Genomic DNA, 17045 nt, shown 5'->3' with positions numbered 1-17045 from the left:
TCAAGATCCTTCATTCGCAACCGGATAAAGACTACGTTTCATGGCAGGAAAAAAACCAACCAACAAAACAAACGCGGACGAAACCAGAGAGCGTTCCAGAGATCGTCAGATGGAAGGGCTGAAGATGCCGCCGCACTCGCTGGAGGCCGAGCAGTCGGTGTTGGGCGGTTTGATGCTGGATAACGAGCGTTGGGACAACGTGGCGGAGCGCGTGGTCGCCAACGACTTCTTCAGCCGTCCACACCGCCTGATCTTTACCGAGATGCAGCGTCTGCTGGAGATGAGCAAGCCTATCGACCTCATCACCCTGTCTGAATCGCTCGAACAGAAGGGCGAGCTGGACTCGGTCGGCGGCTTTGCCTACCTGGCCGAGCTGTCGAAAAACACCCCGAGCGCCGCCAACATCGGCGCCTACGCCGACATCGTGCGCGAGCGCGCGGTGGTGCGCGAAATGATCTCGGTGGCTAACGAAATCGCCGACGCCGGCTACGATCCGCAGGGGCGCAGCAGCGAAGACCTGCTCGATCTGGCGGAATCCCGCGTATTCCAAATCGCCGAGAACCGCGCCAGTAAAGACGAGGGCCCGAAGGGCATCGAGCGCATCCTGGAAGACACCGTGTCGCGCATCGAGCAGCTGTATCAGCAGCCGCACGACGGCGTGACCGGGGTCGATACCGGCTATCAGGACCTCAACAAGAAAACCGCGGGCATGCAAAAGTCCGATCTGATCATCGTCGCCGCCCGTCCTTCGATGGGGAAAACCACCTTCGCCATGAACCTGTGCGAAAACGCCGCGATGACCCAGGAAAAGCCGGTGCTGATCTTCAGCCTGGAGATGCCCGGCGAGCAGATCATGATGCGTATGCTGGCGTCGCTGTCGCGCGTGGATCAGACGCGCATCCGTACCGGCCAGCTCGATGACGAGGACTGGGCGCGCATTTCCAGCACCATGGGCATCCTGCTGGAGAAGCGCAACATGTACATCGACGACTCCTCTGGCCTGACGCCGACCGAAGTGCGCTCGCGCGCACGGCGCATTTTCCGCGAGCACGACGGGCTTAGCCTGATCATGATCGACTACCTGCAGCTGATGCGCGTGCCGGCCCTGTCCGACAACCGTACGCTGGAGATCGCCGAGATTTCGCGCTCGCTGAAGGCGCTGGCGAAAGAGCTGCAGGTGCCGGTGGTGGCGCTGTCGCAGCTGAACCGCAGCCTGGAGCAGCGCGCCGACAAACGCCCGGTCAACTCCGACCTGCGTGAATCCGGCTCTATCGAGCAGGATGCCGACCTGATTATGTTCATCTATCGTGATGAGGTGTATCACGAGAACAGCGATCTGAAAGGGATCGCGGAAATTATTATCGGTAAGCAGCGTAACGGCCCGATCGGTACCGTGCGCCTTACCTTTAACGGCCAGTGGTCGCGTTTCGATAACTACGCGGGGCCACAATACGATGACGAATAATCAGCTAAGGAACTGAAATGAAAGCGGCAACCGCTGTAATCGACCGCCGCGCTCTGCGACATAATCTGCAACAGGTGCGCCGCCAGGCGCCGCAAAGCCGCCTGATTGCCGTTGTGAAAGCAAACGCTTATGGACATGGCCTGCTGGAAACAGCACACACCCTGCAAGACGCCGACTGCTACGGCGTAGCGCGCATCGGCGAGGCGCTGATGCTGCGCTCCGGCGGCATCGTCAAACCGATCCTGCTGCTGGAAGGCTTCTTCAGCGCCGAAGACCTGCCGGTGCTGGTGGCGAACAACATCGAAACCGCGGTGCACAGCATCGAACAGCTCGAAGCGCTGGAGCAGGCCGAGCTGGCGCGTCCGGTGCCGGTGTGGATGAAGCTCGATACCGGTATGCATCGGCTGGGGGTACGCCCCGAGCAGGCGGAGGCGTTTTATCAGCGCCTGTGCGCCTGCCGCAACGTGGCGCAGCCGGTCAATATCATGAGTCACTTCAGCCGCGCCGATGAGCCGGAGTCCGACGCCACCCTGAAACAGATCGCCTGCTTTGAGCAGTTCGCGCTCGGCAAACCGGGCCAGCGCTCGGTCGCCGCTTCCGGCGGCACGTTGCTGTGGCCGGATGCCCACAACGAGTGGGTACGCCCCGGCATCATTCTGTACGGCGTATCGCCGCTGGATAACGGCAGCGGCGCTGAGCATGGGCTGCAGCCGGCGATGACCCTGAAATCCAGCCTGATCGCGGTGCGTGAGCACAAGGCCGGCGAAGCGGTGGGCTATGGCGGCACCTGGATCAGCCCGCGCGATACTCGCCTTGGCGTGGTGGCGATGGGATACGGCGACGGTTACCCGCGCAGCGCGCCGACCGGCACGCCGATCCTGATCAACGGCCGCGAAGTGCCGATCGTCGGCCGGGTGTCGATGGATATGATTTCGGTCGATCTCGGGCCGGCCGCCGCCGATAAGGTGGGGGATGAAGCGGTGCTGTGGGGGCCGGCGTTGCCGGTCGAGCGCATCGCCGCCTGTACCGGCATCAGCGCTTATGAACTGATCACCAAGCTCACGCAGCGCGTGGCGATGGAATACATCGGCGACTGATGCGCCGCAGGGGCCGACGCGCGTCGGCCCCGTTTCTCAGCGCGTTACTTCTTTACCGCCAACCACTTGTCGATAATTTTCTGGTACTCGCCGGTCGCCTTGGCCAGGTGCAGCCACTGATCCACATACAGTTTCCAGCTCAGATCGTCACGCGGCAGCATGTAAGCCTTCTCGCCGTACTGCATCGGTTTGGTCGGATTCACCGCGCACAGCTTCGGATAACGCTTCTGCTGATACAGCGCCTCGGAGGCGTCGGTGATCATCACGTCCGCCTTGCGATCCACCAGCTGCTGGAAAATGCTCATGTTGTCGTGCGTCAGCGTCAGCTTGGCTTTTGGCAGATAGGCGTGCACGAAGGCTTCATTGGTGCCGCCCGCCGGTTCCAGCAGGCGCACCGACGGTTTGTTGATCTGTTCTATCGTGCGGTATTTCTTCACGTCGGTGCAGCGCACCAGCGGGATTTTGCCGTCGGTATCCAGCTTGTCGGCGAAGAACACCTGCTTTTGCCGCTCAAGCGTGACGGAGATGCCGCCCATGGCGATGTCGCACTTGCCGGAGGCGAAGTCCGGCGTCAGGGTTTTCCAGCTGGTTTTCACCCACTTCACCTTGGCGCCCAGGCTCTTGGCCAGCGATTCCGCCATGTCGATATCGATGCCTTCATAGCCACCGTCTTCCTTGAGGAAGGTATAGGGCTTGTAGTCGCCGGTGGTGCAGACCTCCAGGGTCTTTTGCTGCAGCACTTTGTCCAGGTGGGATTGCGCGCCGGCGTTGCCGGCGGCGAGCAGCAGCGCGAGGGGGAGTAGCTTTTTCATCTGGCGTCCTTTTTATACATTCGTGGTTTTATGCGTTACTTCGCCGTTAATTGTCGTTTGCCTGCATGAGTTAGCCGTTTTTTATGCCGCTTACCGGCGAAAACGCCGGGCGTTGCTGCTGTACGCGATTTAAGCGCCAGGGTGTGACGTCGGCAACGGTAAAAAAACTGGTAGGCTGTAACGTCAACATTTATTAACACAGTTTACAGGTGGCTATGTACAACATTGACGATTTTGATATGAAAATCCTGACGCTGTTACAGGCCAACGGCCGTTTGACCAATCAGGAGCTGAGCGAACTGGTGGGGCTTTCTGCTTCCCAGTGTTCACGGCGGCGCATCAGCCTGGAGCAGGCGCAGCTGATCCGCGGTTACCACGCGCGGCTGGCGCCGGAGGCGGTCGGCCTGGGGCTGGTGGGGCTGATCGAAGTCAGCCTGATCACGCACGTGCAGGAGCAGATCGACAGCTTTCATCAGATGCTGGAGGAAGTGGACGCGATCCTGGACGCTTACAAGACCACCGGCGACGCCGATTACCTGCTCAAAGTGGCGGTGGCGGACCTGCCGGCGCTGAGCGAATTCATCAGCCAGACGCTGTCGCCGCACAAAAGCGTGGCGCATATCAAAACGGCGGTGGTGCTCAATCGCATCAAGGAAAACGGTTTATTGCCGGTGGCGAGATAAAGCTAAAACCGAATGCGCTTTTCCGTCTATATTAGGAACGTAACGCTGTGCCCAAAACCACAATAAACCAGGAGAAAAACCCCGTGTTCCAGAACGTTGACGCCTATGCCGGCGATCCCATTCTGTCGCTGATGGAAAAATTCAAACAAGACCCGCGTGCGCACAAGGTGAACCTGAGTATCGGCCTGTACTACGATGCGCAGGGCATCATTCCGCAGATGCGGGCGGTCGCCGCGGCGCAAGCGCAGTTGAACAGCGTCGAGCACGGCGCCTCGGTATACCTGCCGATGGAAGGGCTGCAACCCTACCGTTCCGCCATCCAGCAGCTGCTGTTCGGCGCGCAGCACCCGATGCTGCAGCAGGGGCGTATCGCCACCATTCAGACCGTCGGCGGTTCCGGCGCGTTGAAAGTGGGCGCCGACTTCCTGAAAAGCTATTTCCCGGATTCGCAGGTGTGGGTCAGCGATCCGACCTGGGAAAACCACGTCGCCATCTTCAGCGGCGCCGGTTTCAAGGTGAATACCTACCCGTATTTCGACGGCGAAAGCCTGGGCGTGAAGTTCGACGCCATGCTGGCTGCGCTGAAACAGCTGCCGAAGCACAGCATCGCGCTGCTGCACCCATGCTGCCACAACCCGACCGGTTCCGACCTGACCCCCGCCCAGTGGGATGAGGTGGTCAAGGTGATCGCCGAACGTGAAATCATTCCGTTCCTCGACATCGCCTATCAGGGCTTCGGCGGCGGCATGGAGCAGGACGCCTACGCCATTCGCGCCATCGCGGCGGCCGGTTTGCCGTGCCTGGTGAGCAACTCGTTCTCGAAGATCTTCTCGCTGTACGGCGAGCGCGTCGGCGGCCTGTCGGTGGTGTGCGAAAACGAAGAAGCGGCCGGGCGCGTGCTGGGCCAGCTGAAGGCCACCGTGCGCCGCAACTACTCGAGCCCGCCAAACTTCGGCGCGCAGCTGGTGGCCAAAGTGTTGAACGACGCCCAGTTGAAAACCCAATGGCTGGACGAAGTGGAGAGCATGCGCACCCGCATTCTCGAGATGCGTCATGCGCTGGTGGACACCCTGAAAAGCGCGCTGCCGCAGCGCAACTTTGATTACCTGTTGGCACAGCGCGGCATGTTCAGCTACACCGGCTTCAGCGCGGCGCAGGTCGATCGCTTGCGTGAAGAGTTCGGCGTCTACCTGATCCACAGCGGCCGCATGTGCGTGGCCGGCCTGAACCACAACAACGTGCGTCAGGTGGCCGAGGCGTTTGCCGCGGTGCAGTAACGCCTGTTAGTCTGAACGGACGTTCATCGGGAGCGATAGCGATATCGCTCCTTTTTTATTGCCGGCGCGCCGCCGAAGTTGCCGCAAACCGGAGAGAGAATATACTGATTGAGGGGCGCTCACTCATGTGGCATCAGCAAACGCTAATCCTCAGCGCAAAAGCGCGTGGCTTTCATCTGGTTACCGACGAGATCACCAACCAGTTAACCCACTTACACCGCCTGCAAACCGGCCTGCTGCATCTGTTGCTGCAGCACACCTCAGCCTCGCTGACGCTCAACGAGAACTGCGATCCCACGGTGCGAGCCGATATGGAGCAGCATTTCCTGCGTCAGGTGCCGGAAAACGCACCCTATCAGCATGACTACGAAGGGCCGGACGACATGCCGGCGCACATCAAATCCTCGCTGCTGGGCGCTTCCTTGACGCTGCCCGTCAGGCACGGGCGGCTGATGTTGGGCACATGGCAGGGCATCTGGCTGGGAGAGCACCGCATCCACGGCGGAGCACGCCGTATTGTGGCCACGTTACAGGGGGAATAACCCAATGAATAACAGCGCATTGCTGGAATACTGCATGGCGAAGCCGGGCGCGGAGCAGAGCGACCAGAACCAGTGGCAGGCTAGCCAAATCAAGGTGGGCGACGTGATGTTCGCCATGGTGTGCGAGGTCGAAGGGCGGCCGGCGCTGGCGGTCAAGTCCAGCCCGGAGCTGGCGGAAAGCCTGCGTGAACACCATCCGGAGATCGTCGCCTGTGACGGCCTGAACAAGGCGCACTGGAATACGGTGTTTCTCGACGGCAACCTGCCGAACTCGCAGTTTTACACCCTGATCGACAGCTCCTATCAGCTGGTGGTGGACGGCCTGCCCGAACACGTGCGCCAGGAACTGCGCGCCTGATTGCCGGGCGGCGGCGCCCGTTTTTCTTCTGTTTTTTCATGTTAAAGCGTGATCGCGGCCTGGGTTTGGGAACGTTCCCTTTTTATTACGGCACTAAAACAGCTACGCTCGGGCATTCAAGACACGCGGATGAAGGAGGCCGACATGGCCATGAGCGAAGAAAAGCGCAAGATGATCGCCGGGGAACTGTACGACGCCGGCGATGAACTGCTGCGCAGCGAACGCCGGCGCGCACGCCAGCTAACGCATCGCTATAACCACTCCTCGCCGGAAGAGGGCGAGCTGCGCAAACAATGGCTGGGTGAGTTGCTGGGCCGCTATCAGGGCGGTACCATCGAGCCGACCTTCCGCTGCGACTACGGCTATAACATCTATCTCGGCAAGAACTTCTACGCCAACTTTGACTGCGTGATCCTCGACGTATGCGAGGTGCATATCGGCGACAACTGCCTGCTGGCGCCGGGCGTGCATATCTATACCGCCACCCATCCGCTGGACGCCGAGACTCGCGTCGGCGGGGCGGAGTTCGGTAAGAGTGTCAGGATTGGCGACAACGTGTGGATCGGCGGGCGCGCGGTGATCAATCCGGGAGTGACCATCGGCGATAATGCGGTCGTGGCCTCCGGCGCGGTGGTGACCAAAGACGTGCCGGCCAATTGCGTGGTGGGTGGCAACCCGGCCAGGATCATCAAGCAGCTATAAAAAAACGGGCGCCGCCGGGCGCCCGCCGTCATCAGGCGCGCAGAGAGTCGATATCCACCACGAAGCGGTACTTCACGTCGCTTTTCAGCATGCGTTCATAGGCCTCATTAATTTGCTGCATCGGGATCAGCTCGATATCCGACGTGATGCCGTGCTGCCCGCAGAAGTCCAGCATCTCTTGTGTTTCCGCGATGCCGCCGATCAGCGAACCGGCGATGCGGCGGCGCTTCATGATCAGGTTGAACACCTGCGGTGACGGATGATCGTGCTCCGGCGCGCCGACCAGCGTCAGGGTGCCGTCGCGGCGCAGCAAGTTGAGGAACGGGTTCAGATCGTGCTGAGCCGCTACCGTGTTGAGGATGAAGTCGAAGCTGTTGACGTGCTGCGCCATCTCATCCGGGTTGCGCGAAATCACCACTTCATGGGCGCCAAGGCGCTTGGCGTCTTCGATTTTCGACGGCGAGGTGGTGAACAGCACCACATGCGCGCCCATCGCCCGCGCCAGTTTGACGCCCATGTGCCCCAGCCCGCCAAGCCCGACGATGCCGACCTTTTTGCCTGGCCCCGCGCCCCACTGGCGCAGCGGCGAATAGGTGGTGATGCCGGCGCACAGCAGCGGCGCGACGCCGGCCGGATCGAGGTTTTCCGGCACGCGCAGCACGAAGTCCTGATCCACCACCAGATTGGTGGAGTAGCCGCCGTAGGTCACGGCGCCGGTGTGGCGATCCTGGCCGTTATAGGTGCCGGTAAAGCCGTTCTCGCAATACTGTTCCAGCCCCTCATCGCAGCTCGGGCAGCTGCGGCAGGAATCCACCATGCAACCGACGCCGACCAGATCGCCGATCCGGTAACGCGAGACATGGTCGCCGACGGCGCTAACGCGGCCGACGATTTCGTGGCCCGGCACCACCGGGTAAATCGTATTGCTCCATTCATTGCGCGCCTGGTGCAGATCCGAGTGGCAGACGCCGCAGAACAACACCTGAATCTGCACATCGTGGTCGCGCAGGGCGCGCGGCTGGTAATCGAAAGGCACCAGCGCAGACTTCGCGTCATGCGCGGCATAGGCATGGGTAATGTTCATGGTCGCTCCAGTTATCAATGTAGGGGGGACAACGTTTGACCGGCAGCGAAGTGCCGGCGAGACGCGGCCTGAATCAGACAGGACGGCCGCCGAGGGAACATTGATGATAGAAGCGGTGAGCGCGGAGGGAAATGCCTGAAAATGTCGAAATCTTGCCTGTTTCTGTTCGATTGCGGGGAAACGGGGCAGCGTGCGGATCGCCTGAGCGACGGCCCGCACGCCGGCGACATTACTGGTTCAACAGCGGCTTCAGGAAGCGTGCAGTGTGCGATTTTTCACACTCGGCGACCGTTTCCGGCGTGCCGGCGACCAGGATCTCGCCGCCGCCGCTGCCGCCTTCCGGCCCCAGATCGACGATCCAGTCGGCGGTTTTGATCACGTCCAGGTTATGCTCGATGACCACGATGGTGTTGCCCTGATCGCGCAGCTGATGCAGCACCGCCAACAGCTGTTGGATATCGGCGAAGTGCAGACCGGTGGTCGGTTCGTCGAGGATATACAGCGTTTGGCCGGTGCCGCGCTTCGACAGTTCGCGCGCCAGCTTGACGCGCTGCGCTTCACCGCCGGAGAGCGTGGTGGCCGACTGGCCGAGGCGGATGTAGGACAGGCCGACATCCATCAGGGTCTGCAGCTTGCGCGCCAGCGCCGGCACCGCGTCGAAGAAATCGCGCGCTTCTTCGATGGTCATCTCCAGCACTTCGTGGATGCTCTTGCCCTTGTACTTCACTTCCAGCGTTTCGCGGTTATAACGCTTGCCCTTGCACTGGTCGCACGGCACGTAGATGTCCGGCAGGAAGTGCATCTCGACCTTAATCACCCCGTCGCCCTGACAGGCTTCACAGCGTCCGCCCTTGACGTTGAAGCTGAAGCGGCCCGGCGTGTAACCGCGGCTGCGCGATTCCGGCACGCCGGCGAACAGCTCGCGCACCGGGGTGAAGATGCCGGTATAGGTGGCCGGGTTGGAGCGCGGTGTGCGGCCGATCGGGCTCTGATCGATGTCGATCACCTTGTCGAAATGCTCCAGGCCGGTCACTTCGCGGAACGGCGCCGGTTCGGCGATGGTGGCGCCGTTGAGCTGGCGCTGGGCGATCGGGAACAGCGTATCGTTGATCAGCGTTGATTTGCCGGAGCCGGACACGCCGGTGATGCAGGTAAACAGACCGACCGGCAGCGTCAGCGTCACGTCTTTCAGGTTGTTGCCGCGCGCGCCGCTCAGCTTCAGCACCTTGGTCGGATCGGCCTGCACGCGCTGCGCCGGAATGGCGATCTCGCGCTTGCCGCTGAGGAACTGGCCGGTCAGCGACTCCGGCTGCGCCATGATGTCGTCGACGGTGCCTTCCGCCACCACCTGGCCGCCGTGCACGCCGGCGCCGGGGCCGATGTCGATCACGTGATCGGCGGCGCGGATGGCGTCTTCGTCATGCTCCACCACGATCACCGTGTTGCCGAGGTTGCGCAGGTGGATCAGCGTTTCCAGCAGGCGCTCGTTGTCGCGCTGGTGCAGGCCGATCGACGGCTCATCCAGCACGTACATCACGCCCACCAGGCCGGCGCCGATCTGGCTGGCCAAACGGATTCGCTGCGCTTCGCCACCGGAGAGCGTCTCCGCCGAGCGAGACAGTGACAGGTAGTTCAGGCCGACGTTCACCAGGAATTTCAGGCGGTCGCCGATCTCTTTCAGCACTTTCTCGGCGATTTTGGCGCGCTGGCCGCTGAGCTTCATGTTCTGGAAGAAGGTCATCGCATGGCCGATGCTCAGATCGGAGATCTCCGGCAGCGTGGTGTCTTCGACAAACACGTTGCGCGCTTCTTCACGCAGGCGAGTGCCGTGGCACGAGGCGCAAGGGCGGTTGCTGATGAACTTCGCCAGCTCTTCGCGCACCGCGCTGGACTCGGTCTCTTTATAGCGGCGCTCCATGTTGTGCAGCACGCCTTCGAACGGATGGCGGCGCACGGTGGTGTCACCGCGATCGTTGATGTATTTGAACTCGATCGACTCTTTGCCGGAGCCGCTCAGCACCGCCTTCTGCACGTTGGCGCTCAGGGTGTTGAATGGCGCTTCGACGTCGAACTCATAGTGCTCCGCCAGCGAGCGCAGCATCTGGAAGTAATAGAAGTTGCGGCGATCCCAGCCGCGGATCGCGCCGCCGGCCAGCGACAGCTCGGGGTTCTGCACCACGCGATCCGGATCGAAGAACTGCTGCACGCCCAGGCCGTCGCAGGTCGGGCAGGCGCCGGCCGGGTTGTTGAAGGAAAACAGGCGCGGTTCCAGCTCGCGCATGCTATAGCCGCAGATCGGGCAGGCGAAGTTGGCGGAGAACAGCAGCTCGTCCGCTTTTTCGTCGTCCATATCCGCCACCACTGCGGTGCCGCCGGACAGTTCCAGCGCGGTTTCGAACGATTCGGCCAGGCGCTGCGCCATGTCGTCGCGCACCTTGAAACGGTCGACCACCACTTCGATGGTGTGTTTCTTCTGCAGCTCCAGCTTCGGCGGATCGGACAGATCGCACACTTCGCCGTCGATGCGCGCGCGGATATAGCCCTGGGCGGCCAGGTTTTCCAGCGTTTTGGTGTGCTCGCCCTTGCGGTCTTTCACCACCGGCGCCAGCAGCATCAGGCGCTTGCCTTCCGGCTGGCTCAGCACGTTGTCGACCATCTGGCTGACGGTCTGCGCCGCCAGCGGCACATGGTGATCCGGGCAGCGCGGCTCGCCGACGCGGGCGAACAGCAGGCGCAGGTAGTCGTGGATCTCGGTAATGGTGCCGACCGTGGAGCGCGGGTTGTGCGAGGTGGATTTCTGCTCGATGGAGATCGCCGGCGACAGGCCTTCGATATGATCGACGTCCGGTTTTTCCATCAGCGACAGGAACTGGCGCGCATAGGCAGAGAGTGATTCGACATAGCGCCGCTGCCCTTCGGCATACAGCGTATCGAAAGCCAGCGAAGACTTGCCGGAACCGGACAGGCCGGTGACGACGATCAGTTTGTCACGCGGGATGATCAGGTTGATGTTTTTCAGATTATGGGTTCGAGCACCACGAACTTCGATATTGTCCATTTACACTTCCCGTCTTGATGATACACCGCGCCTGTCGCGATTTTTGCGGGGGATTTTGTGATGGATCTCGCAAAAAACCGGCACAGCCTGGTCGAAACGCATAATTATGACACAAAAAAACCTGAATGAATATCCAGTATGCGAATGCAACAAGGCCGATCGAAAAGACAATTCTGGAATGCAATTCGCACTTATCAACACGGGTGTGGTTTCGTACTCAGCGTGGTAAACTGACGCGTTTATACTGTGTAGAAATCAATCATCGGGAGAAGTGCTCATGGCCAGCAGAGGCGTAAACAAAGTAATTCTGGTCGGGAATCTGGGTCAGGATCCAGAAGTCCGTTACATGCCGAACGGCGGCGCAGTGGCCAACATTACCCTGGCGACCTCCGAAAGCTGGCGTGACAAGGCGACCGGCGAACAGAAAGAGAAGACCGAGTGGCACCGCGTTGTGCTGTTCGGCAAACTGGCCGAAGTGGCGGGTGAATACCTGCGTAAAGGCTCTCAGGTCTACATCGAAGGCTCCCTGCAGACCCGTAAATGGCAAGATCAGAGCGGCCAGGATCGCTACACCACCGAGATCGTGGTTAACGTCGGCGGCACCATGCAGATGCTGGGCGGCCGTCAGGGCGGCGGCGCACCGGCCGGTCAATCTGCCGGCGGCCAGGGCGGTTGGGGCCAACCTCAGCAGCCACAGGGCGGCAACCAGTTCAGCGGCGGCCAGCAGCAGTCTCGCCCGGCGCAGAACAGCGCACCGGCGACCAGCAACGAACCACCAATGGATTTCGACGACGATATTCCGTTCTAAGCCTGGCAACAGCGCTAAAAAAACCCCGCTCAGGCGGGGTTTTTTGTGTTCGTTAGCCGCTGATTTTCTGCGGCGGTGTCGCCAATCAGTAAATTGCTACCGGGTTGATATTGACCTGGGTTGAACCGACATACAGCGGTTGCCCCAGTACGAACAGGAATTCCCAGGTTTTCGTGCGTACCAGCGGGCGGCTGTCGATCAGCTCCAGATTATAGACGCCGCGTTTGGCCAGCAGGTACTGGTTGACCGGGAACTCTTCGTCATTTTTCGGGTTAGGGTAAACTTCGGAGGCCCAGGTATCACCGCCGAAGGCCACGATGCCTTGGTCGGCCAACCATTTCGCCGCTTCCATGCCGATACCCGGTTCAACTTCCAGGAACTTTTTATTGTCTTTGCCAATCAGCTCCAGCCAGCCGGTGTTGAACAAGACAACGTCGCCTTTGCGTAAACTGATGCCCTGCTTTTTAAGCACCGCTTGAATATCCGCAACGGAAAATTCGGTGCCGCCCGGAACGATCGCTTTATTATAATACGCCGTCATATCGAGTACGACGCCGCGTGTGACCATGGGCGGCACTTTTTCCACGCCCAATTTTTTCACGCCATCTACGGTGACGAAATCCGCCGCCTTATTGCCGTTATAATAAACATTGTCGATGCCGATATGGCCAATGCCATTCAACTGAGTGCCGACGCCGGTCCAGGCATTCACCAATTCATCATTAAAGGTGAATTTATTTGGGCCAAGCGTTTTACCGTCCTGCTGACCAGGCTGAATATTATATAAGCGGAAGCTGCGGTGGCGGAACGCCGGGAAATCTTTATCGACGGGCATCGCCAATGGCAATGTCTTGCCTTGTTTTACCAACTGCACGGACTGTAATACGACCTCTGGCGTGAGCAGGTTGGCCGCGCCGATTTCGTCTTTTGCGCCGTAAACGGAAGGATACCAGTCTGACGACTGCACAGCGGATTCTGCGGCGTGCGCGGGCACTGCGGCCAGCAAGGGCAGCAAGAGGGAGAGGCGATACAATGATTTCATCAGTGACTCATCCTTATAACGGAGTATTGCAGGGCGAATGAAAGTGAGCCTCCGGAAATTGGCGGCGTGAGGCCGCCGAATAATAACCGGTGAGGGAAGGGCTCATTTTTTCTGTGTACTGGGTACGCCAGCGTAATTTTTAAAAAGGCGCCCGGCGATGATTTCCTTAATCATGCGGTAATGAATAACGCCGTATGCACGGCGTTATCGCTAAAGGCATTATTTTTTCAGTTCTGCACTCATGGTGACGAAATTGCCCATGTAGGCGCTGGTAATTTTGTAGCCGCTTGCGCCGGCTTCTTGCGCTTTTTTAGCGATGAGGGCTTCGGTGGAATCCAGTGTTCTGCCGGTTGCGGTCACGCTTTCTGCCGCGGCGTTAAACGACAGCATGGAAAACAGAGCAAGTGAAATAACGGTGGTCATGGTTTTCATATCTTTATCCTGTGTTCGAAGGTTCGAAAAATAAGGGTGTCCGGTACGACACGATGGAGCGAAGGATAAAGACGTCGGCCTGGTGAATAAATAACAGAATCGTCAATAAACTATTCCATTTTTGCGCATAAACTAATTCTATTATTGTCTTTCAAGGCCGAATATGCCGTGCGAGGTGAGAAGCGGTCGTCGGGGAACGAATGAAAAAAAGCCCCTTGCGGGGCTTTGAGCGCTACGCCGAGAAGCCGCCGTCGATGCTCAGACTGGCGCCGGTGATATAACCCGCCTGCGGGCCCGCCAGGTAGGCGACGAAACCGGCGATTTCTTCATCTTTGCCGTAACGGCCGATCGCCATCAGCTGCTTGAGCTGATCGGCGAACTCGCCGGCGTCCGGGTTCATTTCGGTGTCCACCGGGCCGGGCTGCACGTTATTGACGGTGATGCCGCGTGGGCCGAGATCGCGCGCCATGCCCTTGGTCAACCCGACCAGCGCCGATTTGCTCATCGCGTACACCGCCGCGCCGCCGAACGGCACGCGCTCGGCGTTGGTGCTGCCGATGTGGATGATACGGCCGCCGTCGTTCATGTGGCGCGCCGCCTCCTGGCTGGCGACGAATACGCTGCGTACGTTGACCGCCAGCATGCGATCCAGGTCGTCCAGCGCCAGTTCCTCGGTGCCGCCCAGCGTAAATACCCCGGCGTTGTTCACCAGAATATCCAGGTTGCCGAAGTGACTCACCGCCTGGCGAACCGCCTGCTGCAGCGCCGCAGCATCGGCGCTGTCGGCCTTGATGGCGAGGGCTTTGCCGCCGGCGGCGGTAACGGCGCTCGCCACCGCTTCGGCGCGATCGGCCGAGGCGGCGTAGGTAAAGGCGACGGCGGCGCCCTCGCTCGCCAAGCGTTTAACGATGGCGGCGCCGATGCCGCGGGAACCGCCCTGAACGAATGCGACTTTGCCTTGCAGTGGGAGTGCTGTGGTCATGTTATTTCTCCAGAGTGGATGAGGGTAAAGTGTCGGCATTCAGTATCGGAGATCGCTTGCACGGCCACTAGCCACAAAGAGCTATAATCAGTTAAAACCATTAGTTTAAAATCCATAAGGAAAAAGCATGCTGGGACATCTGGAGTGCTTCGTCAGCAGCGCGGAAAACGGCAGTTTCTCCGCCGCCGGCCGCAAGCTGGGCCTCAGCCCGGCGGCGGTAAGCAAGAATGTCACCCGGCTGGAGGCGGTGGTCGGCGTGCGGCTGTTTCAACGCAATACCCGCAAGTTGATCCTCACCGAAGCAGGCGAGCGTTTTCTCAGTGAGGTGAGCGGCGGGTTGCAATCGATCCAGTGTGCATTGAAGGGGTTGAGCAGCGGCGGCGGCGCGGCGGCCGGCGGCTTGAAGGTCAGCATGGGCACCGCCTTCGGCCTGCACTTCGTGTTGCCGATGCTGCCGATGTTTTTGACGCAGTACCCGGCGATTGTACCGGACTGGCATTTCGACAATCGCCAGGTGGATCTGATCGGTGAGAACTTTGACGCTGCGCTGGGCGGCGGCATCGAGTTGGCGCAGGGGATGATTGCTCGCGAGCTGGCGCCTGCGCATGGCGTATTGGTCGCTTCGGCAGAATACTTGCGGCAGCGGCCGCCGTTGACGGAGCCGGAGCAACTGGCGCAACACGCCGGGATTTTCATCCGTTCGCCGCAGACCGGGCGCATTCGCCACCAGCCGCTGCGAAATGCCCAGAATGAGCAGCGTGCGCCGGGGATGACGGTCAGCATGACCGTCAATGAACCGGAAGCGGCGGCGCGGGCGGCGGAAATGGGATTGGGCATCGCGCTGATCGGCATGCCGAATGCGGCGCCTTATCTGGAAAGCGGCCGTCTGATGCGGGTTCTGCCGGGCTGGTATGTCGATCGCGGCAGCGTGTATCTCTATTTTCCCACCACCAAATTCTTACCGACCAAAACCCGGGTGTTCGTCGATTTCATCACCGAACAGTTCCGCCTGCAGAAGTTGGCGGCGCGCTTTGACGCCCGCTAAAACGAGAAAAGCCCCTTGCGGGGCTTCTTTCTTCCGTCGGTTGGCTGTCCGACGATCAGTTGAAGATTTCTGCGGTGCCGTACAGTTTGTTCTGACCACCGGCGGCGACGATGCGGTAGGCGCTGGCGCCCGACGCGGCGGCTTTGCTGGCCAGTTCGCTTTCCAGCGCGCTCAGGTTAGCGGCGCCGCTCACGGTGACGACGCCGATCTTCTGGGCGTCTGCAGCAGGTTGGCTGGAAGGCAGGTCAGCGGCGAAGGTAGCGAAAGAAGCGGTAGCCAGCAGCGCAGCGGTAGCAAAAATTTTGACGTTTTTCATGATGCGTTCCTCAGAGTGTTTGTTAGGTGAGAGCCCGTTGTCTCTCGATGTGTTAAATACTAGTGCACCGGATGTGAATAAAAAATCGGAGAGTTTTGAGTATCTCTGTCAAATAAATTGATTGTTTTTCATCCGCTGGCGCGGGGCAAAAATCGCCACTACCCTTTACAGACGATCCTTAACCGGAGAAACGTCATGACGATGAATGCGTTTATCGGCAGTTGGGCGTTGGTGTCGTCGGCGTTCAAAAATCAGAACGGCGAGCTGAATTACCCGCTGGGCGAGCAGGTGTTGGGGCGCATCCACTATGAGGCCAACGGCACGATGGCGGCGCAGCTATACAGCGCCGTGCGGCCGCGTTTTGTCGCCGACGATTTGGCGCAGGGATCCGAGCGGGAGATCCATACCGCCTTCATCAATATGATTTGCTACTTCGGCCGTTATCAGGTGGAAGAAAGCGAGCAACGGGTGGTGCATCAGGTTGAAGGCTGCTCGTTCCCCAATTGGATAGGCAGCCGTCAGGTGCGTTTTTACGCCTTTAACGCCAATCGGCTGACGTTGCGCACGGTGCCGCTGCAGCTCGGCAACGGCGTGCAGGTTGGCGAACTGGTGTGGCAGCGGACAGGAGCGTCGTCATGATCATCGTTCATCATCTCAATCACTCGCGGTCGCAGCGCATTCTGTGGTTTCTGGAAGAGCTGGGCGTGCCCTATCAGGTGCAACGCTACGAGCGCGATCCCAACACCATGCTGGCGCCGCCGGCGCTGAAAAAGATCCACCCGCTGGGCAAATCGCCGGTGATCGTCGATGGCGATCTGACGCTGGCGGAATCCGGTGCCATTATCGAATACTTGCAGGAAGCCTACGACGCACAGGGCATGTTTATGCCAACCGACTTCCACGCGCGTCAGCAATACCGCTACTGGCTGCACTACGCCGAAGGATCGCTGATGCCGCTGTTGGTGATGAAGCTGGTGTTCAGCCGTCTCGGCCAGCCGCCGATCCCCTGGCTGCTGCGGCCGGTGGCCGGCGCGATCGGCAAAGGCGTGCAGCGGGAATACCTCGACAAGCAGATCGCGCCGCACTGCGAATTCCTCGAACAGCACCTGAACAAGGGCAGCTGGTTCGTCGGCAACGATTTCAGCGCGGCGGACATACAGATGAGCTTCCCGCTGGAGGCGATGGCGGCGCGCGGCGCGTTGGATGATTGCCCGAAACTGCGCGGCTTCCTGCAGCGCATTCACGCCCGGCCCGCCTACCAGCGGGCATTGGAGCAGGGCGGCCCTTACGACCTGCTGAGTTAGGCGGATGGGCTATACTCGATGGGGTCATTCTTCATCGG

18 protein-coding genes are annotated in these 17045 nt (G+C 60.2%); 11 read left to right on the top strand and 7 right to left on the bottom strand.

Annotated features, from left to right (window positions below):
• Positions 1-40: 40 nt before the first annotated feature.
• Together dnaB and alr are read left to right on the top strand one after the other, a co-directional pair.
• Positions 41-1465, top strand: coding sequence for a replicative DNA helicase (gene dnaB, locus ACJ8PN_RS15000; protein ID WP_025160134.1), 1425 nt, complete (start codon positions 41-43; stop codon positions 1463-1465).
• Between the two features lie 17 nt (positions 1466-1482).
• Positions 1483-2562 carry an alanine racemase gene (alr, locus tag ACJ8PN_RS14995; RefSeq protein WP_171454840.1) on the top strand — a complete coding sequence of 360 codons (1080 nt, stop codon included), beginning with the start codon at positions 1483-1485 and terminating at the stop codon, positions 2560-2562.
• Positions 2563-2606: 44 nt separating this feature from the next.
• On the opposite strand, the gene ACJ8PN_RS14990 is transcribed toward alr, so the two are convergent.
• Positions 2607-3374 carry a transporter substrate-binding domain-containing protein gene (locus ACJ8PN_RS14990; protein WP_171454839.1) on the bottom strand — a complete coding sequence of 256 codons (768 nt, stop codon included), beginning with the start codon at positions 3372-3374 and terminating at the stop codon, positions 2607-2609.
• A gap of 215 nt (positions 3375-3589) precedes the next feature.
• Here ACJ8PN_RS14990 and ACJ8PN_RS14985 point away from each other — a divergent pair, with 215 nt between their 5' ends.
• From ACJ8PN_RS14985 to maa, 5 genes are all read left to right on the top strand, one after another.
• A complete protein-coding gene (locus ACJ8PN_RS14985; protein ID WP_442535032.1) occupies positions 3590-4057 on the top strand; it encodes an Lrp/AsnC family transcriptional regulator in 468 nt (155 codons plus the stop codon).
• 83 nt (positions 4058-4140) lie between these two features.
• Positions 4141-5334 carry an amino acid aminotransferase gene (locus ACJ8PN_RS14980; protein ID WP_442535031.1) on the top strand — a complete coding sequence of 398 codons (1194 nt, stop codon included), beginning with the start codon at positions 4141-4143 and terminating at the stop codon, positions 5332-5334.
• Between the two features lie 125 nt (positions 5335-5459).
• Positions 5460-5876, top strand: a complete 417-nt coding sequence (locus ACJ8PN_RS14975) for a secondary thiamine-phosphate synthase enzyme YjbQ (RefSeq protein ID WP_016930264.1) — start codon at positions 5460-5462, stop codon at positions 5874-5876.
• A 4-nt stretch (positions 5877-5880) separates the two neighbouring features.
• Complete coding sequence (locus tag ACJ8PN_RS14970; protein ID WP_004936783.1) at positions 5881-6234, top strand: MmcQ/YjbR family DNA-binding protein; 354 nt, start codon at positions 5881-5883, stop codon at positions 6232-6234.
• A gap of 144 nt (positions 6235-6378) precedes the next feature.
• Positions 6379-6936 carry a maltose O-acetyltransferase gene (gene maa / locus ACJ8PN_RS14965; protein ID WP_044030338.1) on the top strand — a complete coding sequence of 186 codons (558 nt, stop codon included), beginning with the start codon at positions 6379-6381 and terminating at the stop codon, positions 6934-6936.
• Positions 6937-6967: 31 nt separating this feature from the next.
• Here maa and ACJ8PN_RS14960 read toward each other — a convergent pair whose 3' ends face one another.
• On the bottom strand, positions 6968-8020 hold the full coding sequence (locus ACJ8PN_RS14960) for an NAD(P)-dependent alcohol dehydrogenase (protein WP_004936787.1): 1053 nt from the start codon (positions 8018-8020) through the stop codon (positions 6968-6970).
• Between the two features lie 229 nt (positions 8021-8249).
• The gene (gene uvrA, locus ACJ8PN_RS14955) at positions 8250-11078 is read right to left on the bottom strand and encodes an excinuclease ABC subunit UvrA (protein WP_171454835.1); all 2829 of its coding nucleotides are present in this window, start codon (positions 11076-11078) and stop codon (positions 8250-8252) included.
• 277 nt (positions 11079-11355) lie between these two features.
• On the opposite strand from uvrA, the gene ssb1 reads away from it, so the two are divergent.
• Positions 11356-11886, top strand: a complete 531-nt coding sequence (ssb1, locus tag ACJ8PN_RS14950) for a single-stranded DNA-binding protein SSB1 (RefSeq protein ID WP_004936793.1) — start codon at positions 11356-11358, stop codon at positions 11884-11886.
• 85 nt (positions 11887-11971) lie between these two features.
• On the opposite strand, the gene ACJ8PN_RS14945 is transcribed toward ssb1, so the two are convergent.
• From ACJ8PN_RS14945 to ACJ8PN_RS14935, 3 genes are all read right to left on the bottom strand, one after another.
• A complete protein-coding gene (locus ACJ8PN_RS14945; RefSeq protein WP_442535030.1) occupies positions 11972-12928 on the bottom strand; it encodes a cyclase family protein in 957 nt (318 codons plus the stop codon).
• Between the two features lie 219 nt (positions 12929-13147).
• On the bottom strand, positions 13148-13360 hold the full coding sequence (locus ACJ8PN_RS14940; RefSeq protein WP_004936800.1) for a DUF1471 domain-containing protein: 213 nt from the start codon (positions 13358-13360) through the stop codon (positions 13148-13150).
• 232 nt (positions 13361-13592) lie between these two features.
• Positions 13593-14342: a 3-oxoacyl-ACP reductase family protein gene (locus ACJ8PN_RS14935; protein WP_004936803.1), complete on the bottom strand. Its 750-nt coding sequence runs from the start codon at positions 14340-14342 to the stop codon at positions 13593-13595.
• A 127-nt stretch (positions 14343-14469) separates the two neighbouring features.
• On the opposite strand from ACJ8PN_RS14935, the gene ACJ8PN_RS14930 reads away from it, so the two are divergent.
• Positions 14470-15387, top strand: coding sequence for a LysR family transcriptional regulator (locus ACJ8PN_RS14930; RefSeq protein WP_033631981.1), 918 nt, complete (start codon positions 14470-14472; stop codon positions 15385-15387).
• Between the two features lie 55 nt (positions 15388-15442).
• On the opposite strand, the gene bhsA is transcribed toward ACJ8PN_RS14930, so the two are convergent.
• The gene (bhsA, locus tag ACJ8PN_RS14925) at positions 15443-15703 is read right to left on the bottom strand and encodes a multiple stress resistance protein BhsA (protein ID WP_004936809.1); all 261 of its coding nucleotides are present in this window, start codon (positions 15701-15703) and stop codon (positions 15443-15445) included.
• Between the two features lie 195 nt (positions 15704-15898).
• On the opposite strand from bhsA, the gene ACJ8PN_RS14920 reads away from it, so the two are divergent.
• On the top strand, positions 15899-16342 hold the full coding sequence (locus tag ACJ8PN_RS14920; RefSeq protein ID WP_351109512.1) for a lipocalin-like domain-containing protein: 444 nt from the start codon (positions 15899-15901) through the stop codon (positions 16340-16342).
• The gene (locus ACJ8PN_RS14915) at positions 16339-17007 is read left to right on the top strand and encodes a glutathione S-transferase family protein (protein WP_004936814.1); all 669 of its coding nucleotides are present in this window, start codon (positions 16339-16341) and stop codon (positions 17005-17007) included. Before ACJ8PN_RS14920 ends, ACJ8PN_RS14915 begins: the two co-directional genes overlap by 4 nt.
• Positions 17008-17045: the final 38 nt, after the last annotated feature.

The sequence above is a fragment of the Serratia sp. CY76391 genome (assembly GCF_052166695.1).
Taxonomy (GTDB): Bacteria; Pseudomonadota; Gammaproteobacteria; order Enterobacterales; family Enterobacteriaceae; genus Serratia; species Serratia nematodiphila.
The sequence above is the reverse complement of the archived record's forward strand: the minus strand, read 5'-3'. Positions and strand labels throughout refer to the sequence as shown.

What these genes read in the sequence shown, in the direction of transcription:
- uvrA (WP_171454835.1), bottom strand. Translation starts at nt 11,078, where the DNA reads ATGGACAATATCGAAGTTCGTGGTGCTCGAACCCATAATCTGAAAAAC.
- dnaB (WP_025160134.1), top strand. Translation starts at nt 41, where the DNA reads ATGGCAGGAAAAAAACCAACCAACAAAACAAACGCGGACGAAACCAGA.
- ACJ8PN_RS14920 (WP_351109512.1), top strand. Translation starts at nt 15,899, where the DNA reads ATGACGATGAATGCGTTTATCGGCAGTTGGGCGTTGGTGTCGTCGGCG.
- ACJ8PN_RS14940 (WP_004936800.1), bottom strand. Translation starts at nt 13,360, where the DNA reads ATGAAAACCATGACCACCGTTATTTCACTTGCTCTGTTTTCCATGCTG.
- maa (WP_044030338.1), top strand. Translation starts at nt 6,379, where the DNA reads ATGGCCATGAGCGAAGAAAAGCGCAAGATGATCGCCGGGGAACTGTAC.
- bhsA (WP_004936809.1), bottom strand. Translation starts at nt 15,703, where the DNA reads ATGAAAAACGTCAAAATTTTTGCTACCGCTGCGCTGCTGGCTACCGCT.
- alr (WP_171454840.1), top strand. Translation starts at nt 1,483, where the DNA reads ATGAAAGCGGCAACCGCTGTAATCGACCGCCGCGCTCTGCGACATAAT.
- ACJ8PN_RS14915 (WP_004936814.1), top strand. Translation starts at nt 16,339, where the DNA reads ATGATCATCGTTCATCATCTCAATCACTCGCGGTCGCAGCGCATTCTG.
- ACJ8PN_RS14945 (WP_442535030.1), bottom strand. Translation starts at nt 12,928, where the DNA reads ATGAAATCATTGTATCGCCTCTCCCTCTTGCTGCCCTTGCTGGCCGCA.
- ACJ8PN_RS14975 (WP_016930264.1), top strand. Translation starts at nt 5,460, where the DNA reads ATGTGGCATCAGCAAACGCTAATCCTCAGCGCAAAAGCGCGTGGCTTT.
- ACJ8PN_RS14935 (WP_004936803.1), bottom strand. Translation starts at nt 14,342, where the DNA reads ATGACCACAGCACTCCCACTGCAAGGCAAAGTCGCATTCGTTCAGGGC.
- ACJ8PN_RS14990 (WP_171454839.1), bottom strand. Translation starts at nt 3,374, where the DNA reads ATGAAAAAGCTACTCCCCCTCGCGCTGCTGCTCGCCGCCGGCAACGCC.
- ACJ8PN_RS14970 (WP_004936783.1), top strand. Translation starts at nt 5,881, where the DNA reads ATGAATAACAGCGCATTGCTGGAATACTGCATGGCGAAGCCGGGCGCG.
- ACJ8PN_RS14985 (WP_442535032.1), top strand. Translation starts at nt 3,590, where the DNA reads ATGTACAACATTGACGATTTTGATATGAAAATCCTGACGCTGTTACAG.
- ssb1 (WP_004936793.1), top strand. Translation starts at nt 11,356, where the DNA reads ATGGCCAGCAGAGGCGTAAACAAAGTAATTCTGGTCGGGAATCTGGGT.
- ACJ8PN_RS14930 (WP_033631981.1), top strand. Translation starts at nt 14,470, where the DNA reads ATGCTGGGACATCTGGAGTGCTTCGTCAGCAGCGCGGAAAACGGCAGT.
- ACJ8PN_RS14960 (WP_004936787.1), bottom strand. Translation starts at nt 8,020, where the DNA reads ATGAACATTACCCATGCCTATGCCGCGCATGACGCGAAGTCTGCGCTG.